The 24,970-nt window shown below is 67.9% G+C and carries 20 protein-coding genes and 1 pseudogene; 4 read left to right on the top strand and 17 right to left on the bottom strand.

Annotation, left to right across the window (positions count from 1 at the left end; translation table 11 throughout):
- Positions 1-13: 13 nt before the first annotated feature.
- From L6E10_RS34145 to L6E10_RS34110, 9 genes and pseudogenes are all read right to left on the bottom strand, one after another.
- Positions 14-1,591 carry an MFS transporter gene (locus L6E10_RS34145; RefSeq protein ID WP_236224271.1) on the bottom strand — a complete coding sequence of 526 codons (1,578 nt, stop codon included), beginning with the start codon at positions 1,589-1,591 and terminating at the stop codon, positions 14-16.
- 782 nt (positions 1,592-2,373) lie between these two features.
- Positions 2,374-2,871, bottom strand: coding sequence for a hypothetical protein (locus tag L6E10_RS34140; protein ID WP_236224270.1), 498 nt, complete (start codon positions 2,869-2,871; stop codon positions 2,374-2,376).
- The gene (locus L6E10_RS34135; RefSeq protein ID WP_236224269.1) at positions 2,868-3,812 is read right to left on the bottom strand and encodes a hypothetical protein; all 945 of its coding nucleotides are present in this window, start codon (positions 3,810-3,812) and stop codon (positions 2,868-2,870) included. The genes L6E10_RS34140 and L6E10_RS34135 overlap by 4 nt, the downstream gene beginning before the upstream one ends.
- A gap of 248 nt (positions 3,813-4,060) precedes the next feature.
- Positions 4,061-4,537: a hypothetical protein gene (locus tag L6E10_RS34130; RefSeq protein WP_236224268.1), complete on the bottom strand. Its 477-nt coding sequence runs from the start codon at positions 4,535-4,537 to the stop codon at positions 4,061-4,063.
- A gap of 81 nt (positions 4,538-4,618) precedes the next feature.
- Positions 4,619-5,881, bottom strand: coding sequence for a hypothetical protein (locus L6E10_RS34125; RefSeq protein WP_236224267.1), 1,263 nt, complete (start codon positions 5,879-5,881; stop codon positions 4,619-4,621).
- A gap of 2 nt (positions 5,882-5,883) precedes the next feature.
- The gene (locus tag L6E10_RS34120; RefSeq protein ID WP_236224266.1) at positions 5,884-6,468 is read right to left on the bottom strand and encodes a hypothetical protein; all 585 of its coding nucleotides are present in this window, start codon (positions 6,466-6,468) and stop codon (positions 5,884-5,886) included.
- 359 nt (positions 6,469-6,827) lie between these two features.
- Positions 6,828-7,457, bottom strand: a complete 630-nt coding sequence (locus L6E10_RS34115) for a zinc ribbon domain-containing protein (protein ID WP_275677269.1) — start codon at positions 7,455-7,457, stop codon at positions 6,828-6,830.
- A gap of 92 nt (positions 7,458-7,549) precedes the next feature.
- Positions 7,550-7,777, bottom strand: a pseudogene (locus tag L6E10_RS41305) (recombinase family protein); the annotation flags it as partial.
- A 34-nt stretch (positions 7,778-7,811) separates the two neighbouring features.
- On the bottom strand, positions 7,812-8,924 hold the full coding sequence (locus L6E10_RS34110) for an integrase core domain-containing protein (RefSeq protein ID WP_236224264.1): 1,113 nt from the start codon (positions 8,922-8,924) through the stop codon (positions 7,812-7,814).
- 33 nt (positions 8,925-8,957) lie between these two features.
- Here L6E10_RS34110 and L6E10_RS34105 point away from each other — a divergent pair, with 33 nt between their 5' ends.
- Positions 8,958-9,122, top strand: a complete 165-nt coding sequence (locus tag L6E10_RS34105) for a hypothetical protein (RefSeq protein WP_275677276.1) — start codon at positions 8,958-8,960, stop codon at positions 9,120-9,122.
- Positions 9,123-9,457: 335 nt separating this feature from the next.
- Here the strand turns inward: L6E10_RS34105 and L6E10_RS34100 are convergent, their stop codons facing one another.
- The 4 genes from L6E10_RS34100 to L6E10_RS34085 all read right to left on the bottom strand — a co-directional run bounded on the left by L6E10_RS34100 (position 9,458) and on the right by L6E10_RS34085 (position 13,335).
- A complete protein-coding gene (locus L6E10_RS34100; protein WP_236224263.1) occupies positions 9,458-9,607 on the bottom strand; it encodes a hypothetical protein in 150 nt (49 codons plus the stop codon).
- Positions 9,608-10,058: 451 nt separating this feature from the next.
- On the bottom strand, positions 10,059-10,457 hold the full coding sequence (locus tag L6E10_RS34095; protein WP_236224262.1) for a hypothetical protein: 399 nt from the start codon (positions 10,455-10,457) through the stop codon (positions 10,059-10,061).
- A gap of 378 nt (positions 10,458-10,835) precedes the next feature.
- Positions 10,836-11,918: a serine protease gene (locus tag L6E10_RS34090; RefSeq protein WP_236224261.1), complete on the bottom strand. Its 1,083-nt coding sequence runs from the start codon at positions 11,916-11,918 to the stop codon at positions 10,836-10,838.
- Between the two features lie 94 nt (positions 11,919-12,012).
- Positions 12,013-13,335 carry a S8/S53 family peptidase gene (locus L6E10_RS34085; protein ID WP_236224260.1) on the bottom strand — a complete coding sequence of 441 codons (1,323 nt, stop codon included), beginning with the start codon at positions 13,333-13,335 and terminating at the stop codon, positions 12,013-12,015.
- Positions 13,336-13,422: 87 nt separating this feature from the next.
- Here L6E10_RS34085 and L6E10_RS41015 point away from each other — a divergent pair, with 87 nt between their 5' ends.
- Complete coding sequence (locus tag L6E10_RS41015) at positions 13,423-15,993, top strand: CHAT domain-containing protein (RefSeq protein ID WP_236224259.1); 2,571 nt, start codon at positions 13,423-13,425, stop codon at positions 15,991-15,993.
- A 4-nt stretch (positions 15,994-15,997) separates the two neighbouring features.
- Here the strand turns inward: L6E10_RS41015 and L6E10_RS34075 are convergent, their stop codons facing one another.
- Together L6E10_RS34075 and L6E10_RS34070 are read right to left on the bottom strand one after the other, a co-directional pair.
- On the bottom strand, positions 15,998-16,429 hold the full coding sequence (locus tag L6E10_RS34075) for a hypothetical protein (protein WP_236224258.1): 432 nt from the start codon (positions 16,427-16,429) through the stop codon (positions 15,998-16,000).
- A gap of 7 nt (positions 16,430-16,436) precedes the next feature.
- Positions 16,437-17,021, bottom strand: coding sequence for an RNA polymerase sigma factor (locus L6E10_RS34070; RefSeq protein ID WP_236224257.1), 585 nt, complete (start codon positions 17,019-17,021; stop codon positions 16,437-16,439).
- A 94-nt stretch (positions 17,022-17,115) separates the two neighbouring features.
- Between L6E10_RS34070 and L6E10_RS34065 the strand changes: the two genes are divergently transcribed.
- Entirely contained in the window at positions 17,116-18,561 is a 1,446-nt protein-coding gene (locus L6E10_RS34065) for a M6 family metalloprotease domain-containing protein (RefSeq protein WP_236224256.1), read from the top strand.
- Between the two features lie 492 nt (positions 18,562-19,053).
- On the opposite strand, the gene L6E10_RS34055 is transcribed toward L6E10_RS34065, so the two are convergent.
- Both L6E10_RS34055 and L6E10_RS34050 read right to left on the bottom strand, forming a co-directional pair.
- The gene (locus L6E10_RS34055; protein WP_236224255.1) at positions 19,054-21,294 is read right to left on the bottom strand and encodes a glycoside hydrolase family 3 C-terminal domain-containing protein; all 2,241 of its coding nucleotides are present in this window, start codon (positions 21,292-21,294) and stop codon (positions 19,054-19,056) included.
- Positions 21,295-21,319: 25 nt separating this feature from the next.
- On the bottom strand, positions 21,320-23,731 hold the full coding sequence (locus L6E10_RS34050; protein ID WP_236224254.1) for a glycoside hydrolase family 2 TIM barrel-domain containing protein: 2,412 nt from the start codon (positions 23,729-23,731) through the stop codon (positions 21,320-21,322).
- A gap of 158 nt (positions 23,732-23,889) precedes the next feature.
- On the opposite strand from L6E10_RS34050, the gene L6E10_RS34045 reads away from it, so the two are divergent.
- Positions 23,890-24,909: a LacI family DNA-binding transcriptional regulator gene (locus tag L6E10_RS34045; RefSeq protein ID WP_236224253.1), complete on the top strand. Its 1,020-nt coding sequence runs from the start codon at positions 23,890-23,892 to the stop codon at positions 24,907-24,909.
- The last annotated feature ends 61 nt before the right edge of the window (positions 24,910-24,970 follow it).

Below are 24,970 nucleotides of genomic sequence, written 5' to 3'. Positions count from 1 at the left end.
GTTTCGGTCTTCATCACACTCGTGGCGCCTCGGTGACCTTGCCCTCGACACCCGCGGTCTCCACCTCGGCGGGTTCCTTCCTCTTCGCGGTGGCGGGCAGGGTGAGGACCAGCACGACCGCTCCGAGGAGCGCGATGACCGTGATCCAGCCCGCCCCGACGTGCATGGCTTCGATGAACGCGTTGTCAGCCGCCCTGGCGAGAGCCGGCCGCTCGATGACGTCGGCGACGTGGCGCGCCTGCTCGGCGGAGATCCGCGCCTGGTCCTGCTCCGGACCGGCCACACCCACCAGCGAAGGCTCGATCTCCCGCCGGTACACGATCGACAGAATCGTGCCACCGATCGCGATGCCGATCACGCTGCCGGTCTGCCGGATGGTGTTGGTGACGGCCGATCCGGCACCGGCCCGGTCGAGCGGCAGGTTGCCGATCAACGCGGCCGTGACGGGCCCGATCACCAGGCCGATCGCGAGACCCTGCACCAGCAACAGGGTCTCGATCCAGGCGAGCGGGGTCTCCAGACCGAGGAACGCGTACCCCGCCATCGTCAACGCGGCCGACGTGAACGCCGGCACCGCGACGACGCGCAGCGAAAACCGCCGGACCAGGCGCGTGGCGAGCGGCGCCCCCACGAGCGCGCCGACCGCGGTCGGAATGTTGGCCAGACCTGCCTGCATCGGCGAATACCCGAGCGCACCCTGCAGGTAGAAGGCGTTGTAGAAGGTGATGGCCGCGACCGCGAACAGCAGCAGCCCGAGCGCCGCGTTGCCTCCCCCGAACACGCGTTGTGCGAGCAGTCGCGGATCAAAGCTGGGCATCTCGGCTCGGAGTTCGACGAGCACGAAGAGGCCCAGCAACACCAGACCCAGCAAGATCGGCGCCCAGACGTCGGCGCGGCTCCACTCAGCCACCTGCCCGGCCCGGATCAGCCCGTAGGCGAGCGCCACGAGCCCGCTGATCGACAACACCATTCCGGCGGGGTCGAGCGGCCGTACGGCGGGGCTGCGGAAATTGGGCACCAGCAGCGCGAGCCCGGCCAGCGCCACCACCGCTACCGGAACGTTGATCAAGAAGACCGAGCCCCACCAGAAGTGATCCAGCAGGAACCCTGCCAGCACGGGACCGGCGGCCATGCCGACACCGGCCGACGTGGAGAAAACACCGATCGCGGCCGCCCGTGCGGGCCCGGTGAACGTCCACATGAGAATGGCCATCATGGCGGGCGTGATCAGCGCGCTGCCGACGCCCATGACCGCCCTCGCCGCGATCAGCTGCCCCGCATCGCTCGCATAGGCCGCCCACACCGACGACCCGGCGAAGACCACCAGCCCGCCGCAGAACACGGTCCGGTGCCCGAACCGGTCGCCTAGAGCGCCCGCGGTGAACATCAACGTGGCGAAGGTCAGCGTGTACGCGCCCGTGGCCCACTGCAGCTCACCGGGATCGGCGCCCAGCCCGCGAACAGGGTCGGCGAGAGTCTCCAGCGCAGTGCTCAGGACGGTGTTGTCCAGCCAGATCAGCACCGAACACAGCATGAGGACGGCAAGAATCAACTGCTGCCTGAGCTTCGGCAGCGTCGGAGGCGTGGTCATGACCACCTTCGGATATCGATCGGCGAAAGCCTGAACGACTGGAAGACAAGCAAATGCACACAACAATGTCAAGCCGAAAGTTTCTCGTCAATACCGTTGCGGCAAACCTGTTCTCATGCCCACCGGGGAGATTTGCTTCCCGAGCAGTTTTGTGCCCTCGGGGGATTTGCAATCCGCAGAATTTCATACCTTCCGGAGGGTTGCGATCGTACCGGTTTCATGCCCTCGGACAGCTGCCGTGCGCCGGATCGTGGGTGGTCGCCTCTGGTCGCGGTGCGCGGGCGGCGAGTCCCCGAAGCACCGGAACCCCTGAGCCAGGCCCCCTCCGGGGACACAAAACAACGCCGAACGCAAATTCATCCGGAGGCACACAATTTCGCCGACCGCAAATACGTCCGTGGGCATGCCGCCAGCTTCACCGCAATAGCAGCGGCAATGATCCCTGACATTGACAATGCGTCGCGCGCCTGATCAGCTGTCAGGGATCAAGATGTCCGGACCTCAGGGACAACTCCAGTGGTCGGTGAGACCGAGGTGACCGACAAGGCCACCGCTGAGTTGACCGACCGGATCAGCATCGACGAACCCAAGGTGCCAAGGACGAAGTCCGCTGCCCTGGCTGGGCATCCAGGCGCCTGCCCTGGGGACGAAGCCAAGTGACACTCCGCCAATCCCGCGCTCGGGACTTCCCATCGCTGCAGCTCAGCGAGCGAGTGCAGAGATGTGGCACTCGACAGGGCACGCGAGGCACGCGAAGACATTTCAGCCGAAGCCGATAGTTATCATCCGGGGCAGTCAACCAAGTGTCCCCACCGTGGGAACTGCATGATCCCCAACCCCGGCTTGATGTCGGAAGTACCGCGACTGAAAGCGATGAGCCCCGTGTCGGGTTGGCAGAACGTGAGGCCGCCTTGACCTCCGATGCCGGGTTTTTCGAGCACGCGTGCGGCGGCCCGGAGCTTGACGCCTGCAGGGTCCTCTTGCCGCCATTGCTTGACGATGTCGGCAGCTGTCCAGCCGGCAGAAGGTGCGTCGGGAACAAACGGGATCAAGGCGTCGTAGTCACCGGCACACGCCGCCGCGTGAACTGCGGCGACTTCACGTGCTGTCTCGTCGGTGAAGCTCGTACCGCCTGCATAGGCGGTGGCGGGTTCACCGCAGCTCGCTTGTACGGCTTGCGTGTTCTCGGGTCTGAGCTGAAGAAGCCCTAGCGAGAGGAATACCCCGGCCACGAGAACAGTGAGCGCTATGTTGAGTCTGCGGTGCTGGTGCGGCTTCACCGGCATTCCAGCCCGATCAGGATGTCACAGCGCGCGGCGCTGGCGCCGCTGACGACACGAAACGAGCCGCCACCGTCCGGCACGGTCAACTTGCCTGTCCGTCCGCCCGACGACCAGGCGAAGTGGACGATCCAACTGCAGTCGCACGAGGTCGTGCTGGCGTCGAGCAGGAACGTCTCGGCGTCTGTCGACGTGACTTCGTAAGGAAAGGCTATCGGGTCAGTGCGCCAGCCGTTCCTCTGTGCTTCCTGGACCGCGTTGAGGTCGACAGGCCGGCCGGTGACTCTGGGCTGGGAGTCGTCCAGGTTGACGTCGACGTATCGGTAGCTCGGTGCGTCGCCGCAGCGGGCATGCAGAACAGTGCCCGCCGGCGGCGGATTGCGGCTTACCACCTCGACTTCGATACCGGTGACGGTCACGCTACGGTCGGCGTGCGTGCCTTGCAGGGTCACCAGCAGCTTGCCGTTGTCGGCGAAACCACCGTCAGCGAGATGGTCCAGATCCGACCAGGAGTTCGGTTTTCCGTTGAGCACTCCGCGGATCTGGTCAGGAGGCTTCGGCGTGAACCAATCTGCGCCGCAGGCGTTGACAAGCGGTTCAACCGCCGCGACCACAGGCATCACGTCGCCGTCAGACGGTGGTTGTCCCAGCTGCTCGTCACCGAGCGTGCGGACGAGCAGTGGTACGCCCGTGGCGAGCAGCACGGCCGCGGTCGCGGTCCAGCCCCACCTCGCCCACTTACCCCGCTTGTCACCGATGTGATAGTTCTGCGTGACATTGCCGCTGATATACCCGGCTTGGAAGACGGAGGAGGCCGACCCGCTCATCGAGTTCCGCGTTGTCGGCGAGTCCTGCCCTTCTTCTATCGGGTCGGTGCCACCAGCATTGTCAGGAGATGTCGGCTCACTCACAACCGGAAACCTATCAACATCGAACGACACGAAACCTCAGTTTCGACAGCCGGTCTCAATGCAGCAAAAATACCACCTCAGATGTACTGAACAGCTAGATGACCGCAGACTGAATGTGAACTACGCTCACTTACGCGTTGTCGTCGATGACTCGCGATCCTGGCCAGTTCGTCCCACACGATCTAGTAGCCGCGGATTTGTTGCCGTCGCTCTTTCTGCAGAGCGGCGGCATGGTCTCTGGTGAAGATGTCCAAGCCGGCCCGGCCGACAGCGACCACCTACGAGTCAGCTGAGTCGGCCAGGCTCTCGAACTGCTCGACCAAAGCCGCCAGGCGATCCGACTCCTCTCCACGGTGGACGCCGAAAAGCGCTTGGTACGCAACCACCTCTGCGGACACACCACGCGGCACCAGTAACTTCGCCAGGTCCACGATGGTCGGCTCCGGCCCACCGAGGCCGTCTTTGCTCTTCAGCGCCTCTTCCGGCGTCATCAGCCCCTCACGGAGAACGACGTCCAGCCACGTGACGTCGTTGCCAGGCAGGTTTCGGAGCAGTACCCAGCGCGCGGACGAGTCACCGTGTTCCCTGAGCATCTGCGTCTTCAGCTCTGCGGGCAACACGTGCAGCCAGCCCAGCAAACCATGCCGAGCCCAACTCTCGACGCCTTGCGCCAACAGGCTCAGCTCACGCTCGAAGAGCCGATACAGCATCTCCGGTCGCTTTGCCGTCAACAGTTCCGCGAGGTCGTGCAGCACGCCATCGGCGACCGGCTCGATCTCGGTGAAGTCGATCTCCTCGATCGCGGCGAGCCAACAACTTTCGAGATGTCCGGCGAGTCAGTCAGACTCGGACAGGTTCGACTCGAACATCGCCAACGCCGCGGTACCGCGCACGTTCGCGTCCGAAGAGGTCAGAACGGCGCATCGACGCTGCTCTGGCATGACGTCGTCGAACAGGACCATCTGCAAGATCCGGTAGTCGCTGACTCCGAGGGCATTGGTCACGTGAACCACGAGCTCTGCAGCGGCGTCCGCGCAGGTGAGAACCGCATGGGCAGCGCTCCACCGCGCAGTTGGCGCGGACAGGCAACGCTGGAGTGCCTCGATCGAAAGGACGTCGTTCGCGACCGCGTGATCGAGCAACATGGAGGCTTCGGGGAAAAGTCCGTGACCAAGCGCGGCGTGCACCCAGTCGGGCAGCTGCTGTACTTCGAGGTGCTGCGCGAGCGCGTTGAAGGCCAGTCTCACGCGATCCGGCCACCTGGCACCGGCGAGGGCGCATTGCTCCTTGAGCCAGTTGAGCCGCTCCAGCACGACATCCACCGGCTCGACGGTCCAGGTCACGACGAGTTGATCGATCTCCTCGCGTCGCTTCTCCACTGCTTCGCGTCGGCGCCCTTCCCTGGACATTTCTACGAGGAAGAAGTCGCGCAGCTGGTCAGGAGGTAGCGGTACCTCGATATTTTGCCAGCGCAATACGTTCATCAGTGCGGCCTGCAAACCTGGCTGCCCGGATGTGAGCAGCACGAGATCGTCGAGAAGAGCTCGCGTGAGGTCGGCGGCTTTCGCGATCGAGTCCTCGTCATGCTCCCGGCCGAACGGCTGATCCAGCCCACGGCCTATCCGCAACCACGACGACAGCACGTCGACGAGTGCTCTTCGTGCCGTCGTCGGTGCGTCTCGGAGACGTTCGAGGATCGGCGGCCAGACCTCGTCGTAGACGGCCTGCATCTCGGCAGGCTCAAGCACTGTCTCTATCAGGACGAGCTCGCGCCCACTCGTAGGACTCATGTGGCTGCCGTCCCGTTTGAAGCTTAGCAGCTCGCCGCAGACCGCGGAGTACGCCACCCACGCCGCAGAGTCCGCTGTACGGGAATCAATCCATCTGTTCGCCTCGGCAGCAATCACGCGCCTAGCGCTCTCGTTGGGCTCAAGCGCGGGGTGGAACTTCCGCACCAGATCCTGAATCTGCCGCAGTGGGTGCCTCTGGCGATGGGGTGAGCGATCATCGATCAGCATTGCGTCCAGGAGAAGACGAGCAGCCGGGGCCATGGCGTGCCGTCGAACGAGATAGCCCGCCAGACCAACGATGACCTCCAACCTTACCAGTCGACATCGTCGTGGGCGCACAACGTCTTGAACTCGTCGTCCACCCAACCGAAAGCGATTCCGCCGGCGGCCGCCCCGATGTCGGCGTATTCCCGCACCAGGTCACGCCGCTCCTCGACAGACGCCTGGTCGGCCTCCAGAACGGACAGCAGGAGCTGGGTGGCCACCGGCTCCGCGTGAACAACACCAAGCTGAGCGGCTCGGATCGCTCCGCTAGCGAGTTGGACCGACCGTTCCGGCCACTCCGCGCCAAGATCCTGCAGCCTCACCGCCGGCACGTCCGAGCGGAACGCGTGTTCGGCGACAAGCACGTCCGCGAGCATCGGCGGCCTGACGGTGTATGTACGCTGCGCGCCTGCTGACGTCGCTCCGTGCGCAACGTCCACGATGCCGCTCCGCGCCACGCTGAACAGCATGGGACCCAATCTCGACGTGGGGATGTCCAGTGACCTCGCCAGCCTCGCGATCTGATCGTCGGTCACGAATCGCAGAGCCGCCAGGGCGGTCAGCACGCCGATCGACTCCGACGAGATCCCCGCCCTCCTCAGGTACCTGTGCGTGCCGAGAACTATGTTCATGCAGTTCAAGGCGCATGGCAATAGTCGCGAATGACTCGGCCGAGAAGATCATGTCGGTCTATGGTGAGGCCTTCGATGTGAGCGGTTCGTCAGGCTAGGCCGGTCCCGCAAGGGGCGCGCCGACGAGCCATCGGCGCGCTCGGTGCTCGCTGTAGTGCCGCTCATCTCGCGCAGCGTGTGGCGCAGATGGGCCTGATTCCAGATCAGCGCGGTCGAACAGGTCGCCGCGAAAGTTTTGCTTCACCCGATACAAATCAGCTCGAAAGATTGATTAGTGCCGACTGGCCCTCTATACTAGGTTCGAGCTATTCAATAGCGCATGAACACACGAACCGCGCAAGCTTGCTACATACGGGAACTCAAGTCCCCCCTCGGACACAATCGCTAAGTACACGCGGAGAGGTCGTCGCATAGACGGCCTCTTTCGCTTTGTCGTACTTCACCTGGATCCCGAGTTCCCCGTAGAGCTTCGCCAGCTTCTCCGGCTTGCCCTCTTTGATGATCACCGTCACGTCCGCCAGGGAGTCGACTGCGGCCTGCAGCTCGGCAGCCGAAGCCAGGTGCGGAGCGGGCAGGCCGTCCAGTTCGGCTTTCGCCGCGGCCCGCTGCTCCTCCGTCTCGTTGATCGCGTCCACCAGCGCGACCGGATCAACGCCGGCCGCGATCGCGGCCTGAAAACGCCGCAGCTTCGCTTCCGCGTCGGCGAGTCGTTTCTTCACGATCCCCCTGCTCGACCTCGCGCTGGGATCGTCCTGAGAAGCGACCATCGCCGCAATTGTCCGGTCAAGGCTGGTCCGGTCGAAGATCTGGCACAGCCATTTGTTGAGCGGTTCGAGAATGACGTCCTCGGCGAGGTTCACCGTACGTGGGTGCTCGGCGAGCACCTGAGATCTCGGCGCCAACGTGCGAGCGTGGCACCGGTAGTAGGTGTGGTGCTTGCGGATCGTCGCCGCCTGCATCTTCCGGGAGCAGACTCCGCACCTAACCAGTCCGCGAAGGATGTACGGCGCGTGCCCGCCACGCGGGTGCGCTCCAGCTTCGCCCGTCCCCTCATCCCTCCCGCTGCCCGGGAGCGACGCAGCAACTGTGCCTGCGTGAAGTCCTCTACCGTAACCAGCGCGGGATGCGCGGGCAGCCTCGACCGCACCACGCGATCGGGCGTCGAACGCCGGAACTTCACGACATGACCAGCAGCAACGTCGTCGAAGTCAATCAACGTCTCGAACTTCCGCCAACGCCCGAACACGGCGTAACCGGTGTACCGGGGATTGTCGAGAATTGCCCGCACGGTGCTACCCTGCCAGCCATCACCCGTGTGCGTGCCGAAACCTCATCCACGCAGGTCAAGCGGCATAGCGATACTCATGGACGACTCCGCCGAGACGGTCCTGTCGATCTATAGTGAGGCGTTCGATCTGAGCGGGCTCAAGTGGCTGGGGCCGTGCACGCAGGGGTGCTGCGGCGGCGAGTGGTCGGTGGGTTCGGTGCTCGTTGTAGTGCCCCTCGTACTCGCGCAGCGCGTGCGTTAGGTGGGCCTGATCCCAGATCAGTGTGCGGTCCAGCAGTTCGACGCGAAGTGACTTGACCCAACGTTCGATGATGGAATTCATGCGGGGCATCCGGACACCGGTTAGCACCGTAGCAATTCCCGCGGAACCGAGCACATCCTCGATCAACGCGGGATATTTGGCGTCTCGATTACGGATGAGGAACCTGATCCGCGCGACGTATCCGGTGTCCTCGAGGTCCATGAGCAGGTTGCGGATGGTCTGGGTGACCCAGGCATGGGTGGGGTGCGCAGTGATGCCGAGTATGCGTATCCGCCGGCTGGCGTGGTGGATGGCGGCCAGAATGTACTGGCGCCGACCTGTCAGCGTGACCGTCTCGACGAAGTCCATCGCCAGGATCGCCTCCGCCTGCGAACGCAGGAAGTCAGCCCAGGTAACGGTCGTCCGGCGCGGAGCAGGATCAACGCCGGCAATCTTGAGGATCTCCCACACCGTGGAGGCGGCAAGCGCGACACCGAGAAGGGCGAGTTCGCCGTGGATGCGTCGATATCCCCACGAGGGGTTCTCGGTTGCCAGGCGCAGGACGAGACGGCGGATCGAAGCGACAGTGCGCGGACGCCCAGGCCTACGGTTCACGCTCATGCGGGCATGGCGGCGCTTCATCACGTCGCGATGCCACCTCAGCACCGTATCCGGGCTGACCAAGAGCCGGAGCCGACGCAACGTCGTGCGAGCCAAAGGCGCCAGCAGGGCTGCGAGCAACGTCCTGTCCTCTGGCCGCAATCGTGGACGCTGACCGCCGAACTGTCGGTGCAGAACCGCGAGTTGATGGCGTAACGCGAGGATCTCGACATCCTTCTCGCTCTCGGTCCTGCGCAGGAGCCACAGCGCGGCGAATGCGTGGGAGACGGCGAGGTGGGCGAAGCGGACCAGCACGGCCGCGATCATGCCGGACGATGACCGCTACCCGACCAACGCCCCTTGACCTGCAGGGACGTATTTCTCGGCACGCACAGCATCGAGTGCGGGGAGAGCGATCCGACGCGGATCATCACCCACACCCTCCGGCTCGATGAGGCGGCACGCGGCTTCGAGATGTTCAAGAACAAGGAGGACGACTGCGAGAAGGTCGTTCTCAAACCTTGACAGGGCAAGGGTGTCCGGCCGCCGCGGCAAGCGCGGTGGCCGGACGCGGCGCCAGCACGTCACGCGTGCAGCGAAATGTCCTGGTGCGGCTCGATCGAGCGGACCGCGAGGTCCACTGTGGACGCATCGATCTCCACTCGCACGGACTCTGATCACCCTGCGGCGAGAGAACCAAGATCGGAACCATCTGCGTGGGCGGTTCGCACCCTCGGACGTGTCACCGCCAAGCGGCGATGACCTTCCGGACATCAGCCGTCCAGTCCGTCGAGCCCCCGCTGGAACCACTCGGGCGTGTTCTCCGGCGTGCGCGGGAACCGTTCCTGGTCCAGGGCGAACTACTCGCGGGCGGGCGGTGCCGGGAACGGCGGCTGGTCGTTCCAGTTGTACTGGATGGTGAACCGGTCCTGCGGCTGCACGATCAGTCGGAACGAGTACCAGGCCCCGCCGTCCGGTGTGTACATGCCCTGCCGCAGCGCGGAGAGCATCGGCGCGAGCTCTCGCGGCGCCGGGAACCGTTGCGTGCTGCCGTTCGCAACCTGGCGATCGCGCCGACGTTGATCTTCCTGCCCACCACCATGTAGTCCATGATGATCCGGTCCCAGCCGGAGGGCGCCTGCCCGAGCAGGGTCTTGGTCGCCTCGCCCACCAGGTGGTGCTGCTCGTCCGGGGGCATATCGCCCACTGTGCGGTCAGATGCGCGGTGACACCGGTGGTGTGGAGCGTGCGGGTGTGATGCTCGAGGAACGGCAATGCGTACAACCGTCTGCCGGTGATCGTGTCCACATGAAAGAAGTCCGCAGCGATGATCCCCTCGGCCTGGGCGGTGAGGAACTCGCGCCAGCTTGGCCGGTGCAGCGCGGAGCGGGGTCGACGCCAGCCGTGTGCAGGATCTTCCAGACCGTGGACGGTGCGATCCGATGCCCCAGCCGGACCAGCTCACCCTGGATTCTGCGGTGACCCCACCGCGGGTTTCCCGCGCCAAGCCAGCGTCAACTTCTTGAGCCCGGCCACAGTAGGTGGGCGCCCTGTTCGCCGGCGTCGAGTCGTGCAGTCCCACTTTCCGGCGACCAGTCTGCGATGCCAGGCCAGCAGAGTCCCAGGGACGACAGGGAAGACACTGCGCCAGCGGTGGCGCGGTAGCAGCGACGATAACGCCGCCCGCCAGAACCGATCCGCAGGCTCGTAGCGGATCGGACCGTTGAGCTGTCGGCGCAGCACCGCGTTCTCGTGCCGCAGCACGAGCAGCTCGGCCTTGACGGCAATATCCCGGCGCAGCAGGACCGCCGGCGTGGACAGCAGCGCACGCGTCGCTCGACACAGCAGCGAAACGATCATCCGGGCAGCATCTCAGCCGCCGCCGGAGGGCTGTGCACGCGGGATTCCACTGGCAACGATAGCTTTACGAGCCCCACAGGCCATGCGCGTAGCGGTCGCCGAAGACCGGAGCGGTCCAGATACGCACATCTGCGGTGACTTTGACGGTTGAAAGCCTCGACAATGTGCGAGCACCCTTTGGTACGCCGCGATCAACCTCGGTGGTGGGTGACTGATCCCGAATGGATCTTCGTCGACAGGTCGGCCCGCGGGACGTGGGAGGAGGATGTCGAAGATCAGGTTGCACGACCGACCTTTGACACCCTCCTGACCGCACCCTACGTCTTCTGCGTGACCGCGAGACCCGCGTCTGCAACCACAGAGGCGCGAATACCACCGTCACGGCCAGTTGTTGCGGGCCCAGTGCAACAGGTTGGTCAGCGCGTTGCCGCCCGCGGCGACATTCTGCCGGGGCTCGCCGAAGTTGTCCTCGCCGCCCGAGTGGGTCCCGACGACGTCGGGTGATCCGTTGAACCAGGCGAACACGGGTGCACCGCTCTGGCCGCCCTCGGTGTCGGCTCGGTACTCCAGCTCGACGCCCGCGCCGTCGTTGTCGTCGTCGATGATCGGGAAGTTCAGGTGCAGCCACGGCCGGTTGCCGGAGTCCTTGTCCCATGGGTAGCCCGGCAGCGTCCAGACGTTCTGGTCCTGCCAGGCCGAGTTGTAGGTCCGGAATCCGAACCAGCCGAGGCTGTTGCCGAGGGGAACGTCCAGGCGCATGACCGCCATGTCGTCACCTTGGGCGTGATTGCGGTAGCCCTGGGCGTTGGTCACCCAGGAAGCGGCCCACGCGCCGTGGATCGACGCCCCGTCGTAGAAAGCGGGCACGAACAGCGCCTTCCAGTTCGACGAACCCCACGGCACGACGTGGCTGGCGGTCAGGATCGTGCGGACGCCGAGCAAGGAGGCGGTGCCCCACCACGACCAGTTCGGGTGGGCCGCGTCCTGCCACACGAAGAGCCTGCCGACGAGCGAGAACGGGTACGAGTTGGGGTAGTACGCCGACCGCGCGTCGGGGTCGATCACCCACTCGGGACGTACCCGGGCTCCGCTGCGGCGCACCAGCCTCGGGTGCTCGACGGCGGGCGCTAGGGACGGCGTGACGGACACGGCGGTCCAGTCCGGGATGTACGCCGAGCTGTCCCCGTCGCCCGCCTGCTCGTCGAGTTCAGCCTTGACCGCTTCCGGGGTCACCGGCTCCACGGCGCCCACGACGACGCCGAGCACGGTGCCCGGATCGCTGACGGCCAGGCGCCCATCCCGGCCGGTGGTGAACACGGCGTCGTCGGCCGGGCGCGCGGACGGCAACCGGTCGAAGACCAGGAAGTTGCGCGGATCGTTGACCTCCGCGGGCGCGTCTGCCTGCTGTGGACGCGATTGCGCGATGATGCGGTCCAACGGATCGGGGCGATCTTTCGGCATGGTGGCTCCTCCACTCCTGTGCGGTTTCCAAGCAACCGCTGCCGAGTAGATGCCGGCCGGTGCGGCCGTGATACATCAGGAGGCGCCACTGCTTTCATGTGTAGTCGAGAGCTTTGATCACCTCGCCATCGGCGTCGTGGATCGTGCGTGCGGTACCCAGCACCGCCTGGGCCGCCTGACGAGGGTCCTGCTCGGGTTTGCTGGACATGTAGTCGGCGATGACGCCTGCGACCAGCGGGGTGGCGAAGGAGGTCCCGCTCCACCGCGCCATTCCGCGGAAGGCCACGACCGCGCCCTGGGGCGGCATCGTCACACAGCTGCACGCGCTGTACAGCCGCGACTTCGGATAGAACCGGCAGGTGAGGTCATCGCGCTGCGGGTCGACGTAGGAATAGAGACCGACCGGGAACGCATTGACGTGGCGCTCCCCCATCGCATACACGTCGACCCAGTCGCCGTGATTACTGAAGCAGGCTCGGCCCTCGCCGTCGTAGCGCAGGGCGCCGACCGACACCACGGCCTCACCCGCGTCGGCGCTATACGCCGCGGGATAGAAGCGGTGGTCGCTGCCGTCGTTGCCCGCCGCGGCGACCAGGAGCGTCCGGATCTCGGGTCGGGTCAGCTCGGTGAAGAACGGTTCGAGGGCGATGTGCGGCAGGCCGTTCGCCGTGCTTCCGCCCGCCGACAGGCTGATGATGTCCGGCTTGCGGTTCAGCGCGGCGAGCAGGGCCCGGCCGAGCTGGTACTCGGTGGTGGCGCCCGCGTACTGGAAGATGCTCAGCGAGCGAACCGACGTGCCGGGCGCCGCGCACCGCAGGACGCCGGTCACAAACGTGCCGTGCCCCGCGTACTCCTTGATGGCGCCAGTGGGCCCGAAGGACACGCACGTGTGCCACTCCTCGATACCGGCCATCCACCCGTGCACCTCGTACCCCGGTGAGAGGCCGGTGTCCAGCACGTCGACCTGGACACCCTGCCCGCCGGTGCCGTCGCGCTTCGGCGGGTATGGGACCTGACTCGCGGTGACCGGCAACGGCGCTGGCTCGTCGGCTGGGCACAGCTGCACAGGACAGATCGACACGAGGTGGTTCGGCGTCACCGCTCCCGCTCTGAACTCGCGGTTCACCCGCTCGACCGCGTCGGGAACCAGCTCATCCCCACCGATGCGATAGCGGTGAATTCCGGGAAGTTCATCGTCGTCGACGCGCTCCCAGCTGCGGTTGCGCAGGGTGACCTCCCCGGCGTCGGCCCCCCGAACCAGCACGTGATCGCGCTCGTAGACGTAGAGCGGAGTGGTCCGATTCCCGCTCAACTCCGCCGAGAAGGCCAGGTCGATGCCTGCGTCCAGAGCGGCGATGCGCACGGCGTCCCATTGGGACTGAAACTTGGCGTCGATCCGCGGGTCGAATGCCGTCATGATTACTCCCTGTCCGGGATAGAGCTGGCGAAAAGGAGATCGCGCGTGCTGGTCGTCTGATACGCATCGCCGACTAGAATCGCTTGTGTGGGTGATGCCCTCGCGCTACTTGAGCTGGTGTTCGCCCGCCCGACGGAGGCGGTCGCCGAGGCCCGCGCCCTGTTGGACGGCGCCCCGACGGCGCTGGAGGCCTCCGTCGCCCACCACGTCATCGGACTGGCCCAGCGCGAGTACGGCGATCTCAACGCGGCTATCGCCGAACTCCGCACGGCCCGGGCGCTGGCTCGCAAGTCCGGCTCGAACCAGCGGCTGGCCGACGTGCTCGCCACGCTGGGAATCGCGACCGTGCACGCGGGCCGGACCAGCCGGGGACTGGCCATCCTGGACGAAGCGGTGGACCTGGGCTCCGGGGCGCCAGCGGCGCGAGTGCGGTTCCGGCGCGCGGGCGCGCTGTGGATCGTCGGCAGGCACCAGGACGCGCTCGCCGACCTGCGGGTCGCCGTGCCGGCGCTGCGCCGGGCAGGCGATGTGCTCTGGACCGCCCGCGCGCTCACGCTGCGCGGCCTGATCAACCTGGCGTTCGGGCTGGTGGGACGGGCCGACTCCGACCTGCTGGCCGCCGAACGCATGTTCACCGACATCGATGAACGGCACGCTTCCGCGTTCGCGCTGCACAACCGGGGCCTGGTGGCGTTCCGGTCGGGCGATCTGCCCGCCGCGCTGTCCTGTCTCGATGAGGTCGAGCGACGCTACCGGGAACTCGGGACATCGACCCCGGAGCTGGCCATCGACCGGTGCGCGATCCTGCTTTGCGCCGGACTGGTGCGGGACGCGGTGGCCGTGGCCGACTCCGCGCTCACCGCACACCGGCGGGGACAGGCGACCCGGCGTGCCGAGCTGCTGCTGGTCGCGGCCCGCGTCGCGCTGGCCGCGGGCGATCAACCGGCGGCGCAGGACCGCGCCGCCGCGGCAGCAGCCCTGTTCGCCGCCCAGCGTCGCCAGTGGTGGTACGCCCATGCCCGGCTGTTGCTGCTGCAGGCGCGGTTCGCTGCGGGCGCGACCGGCAGGCTGCTCGGCCAAGCCGAACGCGTGGCCCGGCAGCTCGACGCGCTCGGCTCGCCGGACGTGGTCCAGGCTCACCTGCTGGCGGGGCGGGTGGCGCTGGCGCGAGGCAGCTCGCCGACGGCGCACCTGGGTCAGGCGGCGCTGGCCCGTCGGCGCGGTCGGGCGATAGGCCGGGTCGACGGCTGGCTGGCCCAGGCGTTGCTGGCCCATGCCCTCGGTGATCGCCGCCGGATGCTCGCCGCGTGCAGACGCGGTCTCGACTTGCTGGACGAGCACCGGCTGACCCTCGGCGCGTCCGAGTTGCGCGCACACGCCACCGCGCGGGGCACGCAGTTGGCCGAGCTGGCCATCCGGGACAGTGTCGCCAACCCGCGCGGGCTGCTCCGGTGGAGTGAGCGCTGGCGCGCGACGGCGTGTGCGATGCCCCCGATCCGGCCGCCGGACGATCCGGTCATCCGCGGCGACTTCGCCGCGCTGCGGGAGGTCACCCACCGGCTCCGGCTCGCCCGCGGTCAGCGCGCCCCGACGCACGCGTTGGAGTCCGAACGGTCGCGCCTGGAACGCCTGGTCCGAGCCCGGACACTGCACACCGCGGGCGGCACGTCCCCGTCGCGCGCGTTCGACCCCGCCGTCCTGCTCGATTCGCTGGGCGGGGGCCGGCTTCTCGAACTGGTCGACATCAACGGCGACCTGCATCTCCTGGTCTGCGGCTCGGGACGGGTGCGTCGAGTGCGGGCGGGCCGGACGGGCGCGGCCAAGGACGCGGTGGAGGCCGCCCGAACGGTTCTCCGCAGGCTCAGCTACGCCCCGCCGGAGGGGGACCGGCTACTTGTCCGCCTGACCGACCTCGGCAAGCGGCTGGAGGAGATCCTCCTCGGGCCCGCCGTCCGGTTGCTGGGCGACGGGCCCGTGGTGATCGTGCCGCCGGGTCGGCTGCACGGCGTCCCGTGGTCGCTGCTGCCCGCCCTGGATGACCGCGTGCACGCCGTCGCCCCGTCCGCGGCCACCTGGCTCAACTCGCGGACGGCGAAACCGGTATCCAACGGCGTGGTCCTGGTGCGAGGGCCGAGCCTGGGCACCGCGGGCGCCGAGGTGCCCGCGCTGAGCCGGATGTACCCGGACGCGCGAGTGCTGGCCGATGGTTCGGCCACCGCCGCGGACGTGCTCGACTCGCTCGGCGGCGCGGCACTGGCCCACGTCGCGGCGCACGGCACGTTCCGGGCCGACAACGCGCTGTTCTCCGCACTCCATCTCGACGACGGGCCGCTCACGGTCTACGACTTCGAGCGGCTTCCCCGGGCGCCGCACCGAATCGTGCTGCCCAGCTGCGGCTCGGGCAGACTGCTTCCGTTGGGCGCCGACGAACTGCTCGGTCTGACCGCGGCGCTGCTGCCGCTCGGCACGGCCGGGATCGTCGCGAGCCTCGTCACGGTCAACGACGCCGCGACCGTGCCGCTGATGGTGGCCCTGCACAAGTCGCTGCGCACCGGTGAAGACTGCGCGAAAGCGCTGTGGCAGGCCCGACGCGCGGCGTCCGACGAGCCGGTGCATCGGGCCACCGCGGCGTCTTTCATCGCACTGGGCGCGGGCTGAGGCCTCAGATCAGCACCCAGCTCGTCACGATCGGCGTCCCGTCGTCACCGCGAAGCCGAAACCGCGCGCTGCCATCCACCAGCCCGACGACGGTGAACCAACCACCCGCGTCGATCGGAGCCGAACGGAGCCCGGACGCGGCCTCGATGACGACCGAACCGCTCGCCCCGGCCACCAGCCCGCGCAGGACGAGCTGCCCGCCGTCGGGTTCGACGTGCACCTCCAGCGTCACCCCAGCCGTCTCGAACACCAGCAGCCGGGGTTCGTCACCAGCGCCGTCGCGAACCACTCCGGCAGGCACGAGGTCGGAGTCGGCGATCAGCGCAGCGAGTTCCTCGTCGATCCGTCGCGTCGACAGCGCCGCCCGGCCTACTTCGACGACCGTGGAGGGAGGCGGATCGATGCGCTCGGCGGCCGCGCGCAGCAGGTCCAGCAACTCGTCGTCATCGTCGGTCATGGCGGGTCGCCTCCCGGGCGTCCGGTGCGAGAACCTCGTCGGCCAGCACGACCCTCCGCAGCTGGCCGAGACAGCGCTGCCGGGTCGGGCCGATGCTGCCGATCGGGATGCCGAGCGCCGCGGACACTTCGGCGTACGCGGGCGGCGGCGTGGCCATGAGGACCCGCAGGAGACGCCTGCACCGCTCGGACAACGTGGCCAATCCCCGCCACAGCGCCAGGTCCCGCTCCCCGCGCAACAGGTCGTCGTCCACCGGCGGAGCCGGGTCAGCGGGCTCGGCGATGGTCGCGAGTTCGCTCGGCGCCTCGCGACGGGTGCGGCGGAACAGCTGCAGGCACTCGCGGCGAGCGGTGGTGGACAGCCAGGCGGGTAGCCGCTCCGGGTCGGCCACGCTGTCGAGGTTCTCCACCAGCCGCAACCACGTCATCTGCACCACGTCGGAGGCGTCAGCGGTGTTGAGCCCGTACCCGCGCGCGATCGACCACAGCAGGCCGGTATGCCGCTCGACCAGGGTGCTCCAGGCGACTTGGTCTCCGCTGGCCGCCGAAGCCAGCAGCTCGCGAACGTCCATCGTCACCTCCAGGCGTCAAGGGTACTGACGGACACAGTCCCATCCTGATGCGAAACGGGTGTATCAGCTTCTGGATCGGGTGCATCTCGAGGTCATGCGGTACACACTCACACCTCAGCACCCTGACCACTGCGGCGCGCAGAACGCGTGCCAGGTCCCGCTGTCACCGCTCGCGATGACCCGGCTCCACGCCAGGTACGTCGAGCTGACGACATCGGGGCGTCTGCCCAAGACGATCTCGTTCGAGCAGTACTACACCGTGTGGCGATCGGCCCGGCGCGGCCGGAACACAGTCGGCATGGACGACGGCGCGCTCAACCCGGCGCCACACGCGGACAAGCAGCTGATCACTCGGCCGACCGCGCGGCTCAAGGGCGAGGTGCGCACGATCGTGCTGCTGGTCGACTTCCCCGACCAGCCGCACGACCCCGACCACACCCCGGGCTACTTCGACACCATGCTGTTCAGCGCGGGCACCTTCCCGACCGGCAGCATGCGCGACTACTACCGCGCCCTCAGCGCCTTCGACCCGGAGTCCGACAACGGCATCGACGTGCGCGGCGAGGTGCACGGCTGGTTCCGCATGCCGCGGCCGCTGTCCTTCTACGCCGACGGCAACTCCGGGATGAACGAGAACTTCCCGCGCAACTCACAGGGCATGGCCCGCGACGCCGTGAAGGCGGCCTTGGCCGAAGGCGTCGACTTCACGCCCTACGACGTCCTCGACGAAGGCATGGTGACCGCGCTTTTCATCGTGCACGCCGGTCGAGGCGCCGAGGAAACCCTGTCCGGCGCCGACCTGTGGAGCGTCAAGTGGGGAATCCCACCGAACGGGGTCGAGGTCGCCCCCGACCTCGTCGCGCTGACGTTCCTGACCGTGCCGGAAGACTGCGCGGTCGGCGTCTGCGCCCACGAGTGGGGCCATCTCGCCGCCCGTTGGGCCGACTACTACGACACCGGCACCGCACAGCTCACGCGGTCCAACGGTCTGGGCAACTACTGCCTGATGGCCTCCGGCTCGTGGGGCAACGCAGGCGTGACGCCTACGTTCGCCAGCGGCATGCTGCGCATGTTCCACGGCTGGATCACGCCCCGGCTCGTCACCAAGTCGACCAGCGGCATCTGCCTGAAGCCCGCCGCCGACGGTGGCGACGTCGTGCTGATCCAGAACCGCGCGACAATGACCGACTCGCAGTACATCATCGTCGAGTACCGGCGCAGACGCGGCCAGGACGCGTTCCTGCCGGACGAGGGCGTCGCGGTCTACGTCGTGGACGAGAAGATCAAGAACGTCAACGACGAGGATCGACTCGCCATCGAACTGCTGCAGGCTGACGGCAGACGCGACCTGGCGACCGTCTTCGGTAAAGGCAACCGGGGCGACGCCGACGACCTCTACCCCTTCGGCGAACGCGACACCGTCGGCGAGACCACCGTGCCCGCGCTCAACCTCCCGGGCGGCGCTTGGTCCGGGGTCACCATCAAGGTCACGGGCACGCCTGGCGCCGACGAGATGTCGATCGATGTCACGCTGAACTGAGATCCGCGTGTGTCTGAACACCGCAAGAGTCCCGCGCCGGGATACCGGCGCGGGACTCAGCGGTCCGCTCAAGTAGGTGTGGCAGTGCCTTGAGCAGGTGGTCTTCCCGGACGTAAAGGTTCCGCGGTTCGCCGTCGGAACGTCGCTTGACGCTCGTGAAGCCATGCCGGCATCAATAGCCAGCTCGCCCGTGAACCCAGTGCCCGTCCATCCGTCGGCCACCCTGGCGAAAGTGCGCCCTCATCCGCGGCGGCGGATGAGCGTCGAGGATCCCGCCGGCGCCGACACCGAACACCCCGGCCGCCAAAGAGCAGGTCGAGGCTGGCGACCTCCTGGGTACGGGACCTCGGAGCTGACCGGGATGTGCGTGTGTTCCGCGAGTAACAGCGCGCTCAGGCCGCGCTTCTCAAGACCTGGTCCGAGGATCGTCGGTCCGATGCTTCCGTCAGTCAGAAAGGTCGGCACACCGAACTTCGCCGGGTTCTCCATCATTCACGAGGTGGCACGACTCATCTTGATCAGCTCGTCCAGCCGGTCAGCGGGCAATGCGGCGGGGAGGAAGCCGGCGAACTGGTGCAGGGTCATCCCGCGAGCCATCTTCATGCCGTCCTCGACGTGGTCGCTCTGCTCGGATGCCGGAGCGCCCATGACGGAGTGGAGCAGCTCGGTGAACTGCGCTCCGACGACCGGGTGGTCGAACCAGTCGCCGACGGTCGACTGCATCGAGAGTTCCGCGGCCAAGATTTCACCGGCGAGCGCCACGACCGTTTCGGCGACGATCTCGGTCACCGAATGTCCGATCTGGACGGTGTAGTCACCGGGTGCCACCACCCAGCGGCCCTCCAGCACGTCCCAGTAGGCGAAGGCACGGCGGTCGAGGTCCAGGGTGATGGTGCGGGTCTCGCCCGGTGACAGCTCGACCTTCTCGAACGCTCGCAGCTCGCGCGCGGGTCGCCGCACGGGGCCCGCCGTGGTGGCCACGTACACCTGTACGACGTGCTTGCCCGAGCGCGGGCCGGTGTTCGTGACGGTGACGTCGAGCCGTGCGGTGTCGGGGCCTGTGGGGGTGACGGTCAGGTCGGTGGTGGTGAAGGTGGTGTAGCTCAGTCCGTGCCCGAACGGGTAGCGCACATCGCGTTCGGCGGTGACGTAGTGGCGGTAGCCGACCATCACGCCTTCGCCGTAGCGCACGTGTCCCTGTTCGCCGGGGAAGTTGAGGTGCGCCGGGGTGTCCTGCAGCCGCAGGGGGATCGTTTCGGCGAGGTGACCGGACGGGGTGACCACACCGTAGAGCAGGTCGGCCAGCGCCGCGCCGCCCGCCTGGCCGAGCAGCCAGCCTTCCAGGATCGCGTCGGCCTCGTCGTGCCAGCCCTCCAGCGACACCACGCCGCCGTTGGACAGCACCACCGCGGTGCGCGGTGCCGCCGCGGCCACCGCCCGGATCAGCTCCACCTGGTCGGCGGGCAGGTCGACGTGCTCGCGGTCGAAGCCCTCCGACTCGCGCACGATGCCTGCGAACACCACGGCCACGTCGGCGGCGGCCGCGATCGATACGGCTTCCGCTCGCAGCTGTGCCGGGTCACCGCTGCCGTCGCGGTGGTAGCCGGGGGCGTAGTCGACCTGTCCCCGCGCATGCGAGCGGATGGTGTCCAACGCTGTGTCGAGCAGGGTCGGGTTGATGTGCGAGCTGCCGCCGCCCTGGTACGAGGGCAGGACGGCGAACTCGCCGATGACCGCGACATGTGAAGTCGGCGCCAGGGGAAGTACGGCGTTTTCGTTGCGCAGCAGCACCGCGCACTCGGCAGCGACCTGCCGCGCCAGGGCGTGCCCGGCTTCGACCTCCTGCCGGGTCAGCACCGGGTCCCGGTCCGAGGGGCGGGCGTACCGGCCGAGCGCGGCCACCCGGCGTGCGGCGGCGTCGACCACCGCTTCGGGCAGCCGTCCCGACCGCACCGCGTCGACCACCTCCCGGACGGACGACGGCGCCCCCGGCATCTCGAGGTCGGTGCCCGCGGCCAGGGCTGCCACCCGGTCGTTCACCGCGCCCCAGTCCGAGACCACGAGGCCGGTGAAGCCCCACTCCTCGCGCAGCACCTCGGTGAGCAGCCAGTGGTTCTCGGAGGCGTACACGCCGTTGATCTTGTTGTAGGAGCACATCACCGTGGCCGGGGACGCCTCGGTGACCACCCGTTCGAACGCGGACAGGTAGATCTCGCGCAGGGTCCGCTCGTCGACGTCCGCGCTGATCCGCATGCGCTCGGTCTCCTGGTTGTTGACCGCGAAGTGCTTGACCGACGCGCCGACGCCTTCGGCTTGCAGGGCACTGACGTAGGCAGAGCCCAGCACGCCGGACAGGTGCGGGTCTTCGGAGTAGTACTCGAAGTTGCGCCCGCACAGCGGCGTGCGCTTGATGTTCACGCCAGGACCGAGCACGACGTCGGCGCCCAGTGCACGGGCTTCGCGCGCGACGGCGGTCGCGACCTGCGCGGCGACCTGCCGGTCCCAGCTCGAGCCGACCGCGACCGCGGGCGGGAAGCACGTGGCGGGAAGGCTGGGGTTGATGCCCAGGTGGTCGCTGGTGTCGGCTTGCCGGCGGATGCCGTGCGGACCGTCGCTGAGCACGACGGGCTCCAGCCCGGCCTCCTCGTCGGCGGCGGTGGACCAGAAGTCGCCGCCCGTCAGCAGCGCGGCCTTGCGCTCCAGCGGCAGGTCGGCGGGATCGAGTCCGTTCATCGTGGTGCTCCTGGATGCGAAGGGATCAGGCGATCTTCTCAACGGTGACCAGCACTTCAGCTGTCAGACCGGGGTCTGCGGCGACGCTGATGCGGATGTCCCCCGGCCCCGTGGGGCGGATGACGGCGAGCGCACGGCCGCCGAACGTCGAATGGGCGGAGGCGGTGAACGGTTCGGTGTTCCGCGGGTTGCCGCTGCCGAGGCCCTGGAGGACGGCCGGACCGTCGATGGTCACCTCGATCCGGCGATCGGCCGCGGTGTGCAGCACGCCGTCGCGGTCGACGAGGGTGATCTCGACGAACGCGAGGTCGTCCACGCCGGCCGAGATGACCGGGCGGTCCGCAGTCGCGGTGAGAGCGACCTCGCCGATCGCTGTGCGCAGTTCGGCGCGACCGGTTTCCGCACCGCCGCGGTAGGCGATCGCGGTGACGACACCCTCGGCGTAGGGCACCTCGAACTCCGCGCGGTACCGGTGCACGGGCTCGCGTCCCGTTGACGCGCCGTTGACCAGCAACTCGATCTCGTCGGCATCGCTGTAGACCTCGACCTCCAAGGTCTCGTGGCCCGGCCAGGTCCAGGAGGCGATGCTGTCGCTCCAGGCCCACGGTGAGGACACGACCTCGCGGCCGCGGGACTCCGGCCTGCGGACCGCGAGGTAGGGCGCGGATCGCAGGCCGAAGACGATCTCGCGGTAGTAGGAGGCCGGGCGGCGCACACCGGTGATGTCGATGTCACCGACCCACGCGGTGAGCCAGGGGTAGCTCGCCATGAAACCACCTGGTTCGTCGCGGTACTGCGGCCTGCCGACGCCCACTTCGCCGAGGTAGTCCCATCCCGTCCAGGTGAAGTCGCCGATGACGTGCGGGTACTTCATGACCAGGCGCCACAGCTGGTCGATGCGCGTCGGGAAGGTCTCCGAGCCGACGATGACCCGGTTGGGGAACAGCTCCTGGTCGAGCTCGTAGCGGCCGTCGAGGTAGTTCAGGCCCGCGATGTCCAGGGTGGCGAAGACCTCGGCGGTGCGTTCGGTGACCAGGTCGGAGGTGCCGATCTGGTTCATCATCTCCCCCGCGTCCGACATGAACGTGTTGATCCCGGTGCCTTCTGCCCGGCGGGCAGCGGCCTGGGCTTTCAGCTCGTCCATGACGGTGAGCAGGGCGTTGACACCGCTGGTCACGTACCGGGTGCTGTCCAGCGAGCGCACCCGCTCCGCCAGCCGCCGCGCCCAGATCGCGCCGTGCGGGCGACCGGCCTCCGGGATCTCGTTGCCGATGGAGTAGGCGAAGACGCTAGGGTGGTTGCGGTCCTTGCGCACCATCGCCTCGATGTCGCGTTCCCACCAGTCGGCGAAGTCCAGGGCGTAGTCGAAGTCGCTCTTGTTCTGGGTCCACATGTCGAACGCCTCGTCCATGACCAGCACTCCGAGCCGGTCGCAGGCGTCGAGCATCGCGCGGCTCATCGGGTTGTGCGAGCTGCGGATGGCGTTGAACCCCGCCTGCTTGAGCAGTTCCACGCGCCGCTGCTCGGCCCTGGCGATCGCCGCGGCACCGAGGACGCCGTTGTCGTGGTGGACGCACGCTCCGCGCAGCTTGACGACTTCGCCGTTGATCCGGAAGCCGCGCACCGCGTCGAGCTCAAGCGTGCGGATGCCGAACGTGGTGTCCGCTTCGTCGATCACGTCCTCGCCCGCCCGAACAGTGACCGATGCGCGGTACAGCGACGGCGAGTCGACGCTCCACAACGCCGGCTGCGGCACCGTCATGCGTTGACGCAGCACGGCGTCCTCGCCCGGAAGCGCGCTCACCGGGGCGTGGTCCACCGCGACGACGTTGTCCTCGGCGTCGAACAGCGTGGTTTCGACCGTGACGGTGCTCAGCCTCCGGGCTTCGTTCTCGATCGTCGTGGCGACGTGCACCACGGCACGGTCGTGGCCGATGCCGGAGGTGGTGACGGCGATGCCGTCGAGCGCGACGTGCACCGGGTCGGCGACGATCAGGTGCACGGGACGGTGGATGCCGCCGCCGGAGTACCAGCGCGAGTCGCGGTGCGCCCGTGCCTCGACCCGCAGGACGTTCTCCTCCCCGTAGCGGAGGAAGTCGTCGGCCTTGACGGAGAAACCGGTGTACCCCGACGCCCAACGGCCGGCGAGGTCGTCGTTGAGGTACACCAGTGCTGACCGGTACACACCCTCGAACTCGATCCGGATCCGCTTCGCGGCCCACTCCTGCGGCACGAAGAACTTCTTGGTGTACTCCCAGACGCCGCCCGGGAAGAAGCCCGTCGCCGCCCCACCGTCCACACCGGCGTCGCGCCGGATGACGATGACGGCGTCGTGCGGCAGGGTCACCGGTTCAGCGGGAACCGATCGGCTGAGCTCGGCGAACTCGTTCACCTTCGCGCGGAACGCCCAGCCATCGGAGAACTGCTGACGGATCACTGGTGCTGCCTTTCGCAGGAACGTCTCGATGGTTGGTGGCGCGCGCAACCAAGCGGTGAGGCGTACCGTACGGGCCAGCGGTTGCCCGCGCAACCACCGGCGGCTGCTGCTAGCGTTTGCCGCGGTTGCGCGCACAAGCAGAACAGTGGAATGGACGCATGTCTGACCGTGTACTGAAGGATCGAAACGACCGGCGGGTCACCGCGGCAGACGTGGCGAATTCCGCCGGCGTGTCGCGTGCGACCGTGGGCTACGTCCTGAACAACACGCCGGGAACGCGCATCTCCCCGGAAACACGCCGGCGCGTCCTGGACGAGGCCACCCGCCTGGGCTACCGGCCGAGCACGGCCGCCCAGGCACTGGCCCGCGGCAGGTCGAAGATCGTGCTGGTCGTGCTGCCCGACTGGCCGCTGGAGATCACCCTCCGCACGCAGTTGGACGAGGCAGCCCGAGTGCTGGACGAGGCCGGTTACGCCGTCATCGTCCACACCGACCACGGATCCGAACACGCACAGCCGCTGTGGAAGCTCGTCGAACCGGAAGTGGTCGTCGGCCTCGTCCCGTTCACCCCGGCCCAGGTGCGTTCCATTCGCGCGGCGGGGATCTCACGCATCACCCCGGATCCGGAGCTGAGTCCGGACATCGGCGCCATACCGGCGGTGGTGGCGGGTGCCCAGCTCCAGGTCCGGCACCTCGCGTCACTGGGCCACCAAGCCCTGGCGTTCGCATCACCGGCTGATCCGCGTCTCGCCGACCTGGCGGCCGTCCGGCGCACAGCCGCGGAGCGGGAAGCCGCGGCACTGGGCGTGGAGGTGCGCGACGCCCGCGCGGTCGACCATCGCGACGACGCCCTGCCGTCGGTGCTGCACGCCTGGTTGTCGGCCGGCATCACCGGCGTGGTCGCGTTCAACGACGACGTGGCGGGCACGATCGCCGGCACGGCGGTGCGGGCGAACATCTCCGTGCCGGAGGACCTGGCGGTCGTGGGGCACGACAACACACCCATGGCGTCCTACTTCGTCCCCACCCTTTCCTCGGTGGGCATCGACAGCGTGGGTTTCGGGCGGTGGATGGCCCAGCAGGCCCTGAACCTGGCCGAAGGGCGGCCCGGCACCGACGAACTCCCGGCGCCCACCGCCTTCCTGATCGAACGCGAATCGACCAGCCCGGCGCGGTGAGCACCCCGCGCCAACCGTCGCGGATCTCCTGAGATCGACACACGCTCATAACACCGTGAAC

The sequence above is a fragment of the Lentzea sp. CC55 genome (assembly GCF_021056325.1).
Classification (GTDB): Bacteria; Actinomycetota; Actinomycetes; order Mycobacteriales; family Pseudonocardiaceae; genus Lentzea; species Lentzea jiangxiensis.
Note: the sequence above shows the minus strand (reverse complement) of the source record. Positions and strands in the feature narration are given on the sequence as shown.

Excerpts from the sequence above, each read along its gene's own strand:
- L6E10_RS34065 (WP_236224256.1), top strand. The coding sequence starts at position 17,116 with ATGCGGTACACACTCACACCTCAGCACCCTGACCACTGCGGCGCGCAG.
- L6E10_RS34095 (WP_236224262.1), bottom strand. The coding sequence starts at position 10,457 with ATGATCGTTTCGCTGCTGTGTCGAGCGACGCGTGCGCTGCTGTCCACG.
- L6E10_RS34120 (WP_236224266.1), bottom strand. The coding sequence starts at position 6,468 with ATGAACATAGTTCTCGGCACGCACAGGTACCTGAGGAGGGCGGGGATC.
- L6E10_RS34085 (WP_236224260.1), bottom strand. The coding sequence starts at position 13,335 with ATGACGGCATTCGACCCGCGGATCGACGCCAAGTTTCAGTCCCAATGG.
- L6E10_RS34100 (WP_236224263.1), bottom strand. The coding sequence starts at position 9,607 with ATGCTCTCCGCGCTGCGGCAGGGCATGTACACACCGGACGGCGGGGCC.
- L6E10_RS34045 (WP_236224253.1), top strand. The coding sequence starts at position 23,890 with ATGTCTGACCGTGTACTGAAGGATCGAAACGACCGGCGGGTCACCGCG.
- L6E10_RS34145 (WP_236224271.1), bottom strand. The coding sequence starts at position 1,591 with ATGACCACGCCTCCGACGCTGCCGAAGCTCAGGCAGCAGTTGATTCTT.
- L6E10_RS34070 (WP_236224257.1), bottom strand. The coding sequence starts at position 17,021 with ATGGACGTTCGCGAGCTGCTGGCTTCGGCGGCCAGCGGAGACCAAGTC.
- L6E10_RS34110 (WP_236224264.1), bottom strand. The coding sequence starts at position 8,924 with ATGATCGCGGCCGTGCTGGTCCGCTTCGCCCACCTCGCCGTCTCCCAC.
- L6E10_RS34090 (WP_236224261.1), bottom strand. The coding sequence starts at position 11,918 with ATGCCGAAAGATCGCCCCGATCCGTTGGACCGCATCATCGCGCAATCG.
- L6E10_RS34055 (WP_236224255.1), bottom strand. The coding sequence starts at position 21,294 with ATGAACGGACTCGATCCCGCCGACCTGCCGCTGGAGCGCAAGGCCGCG.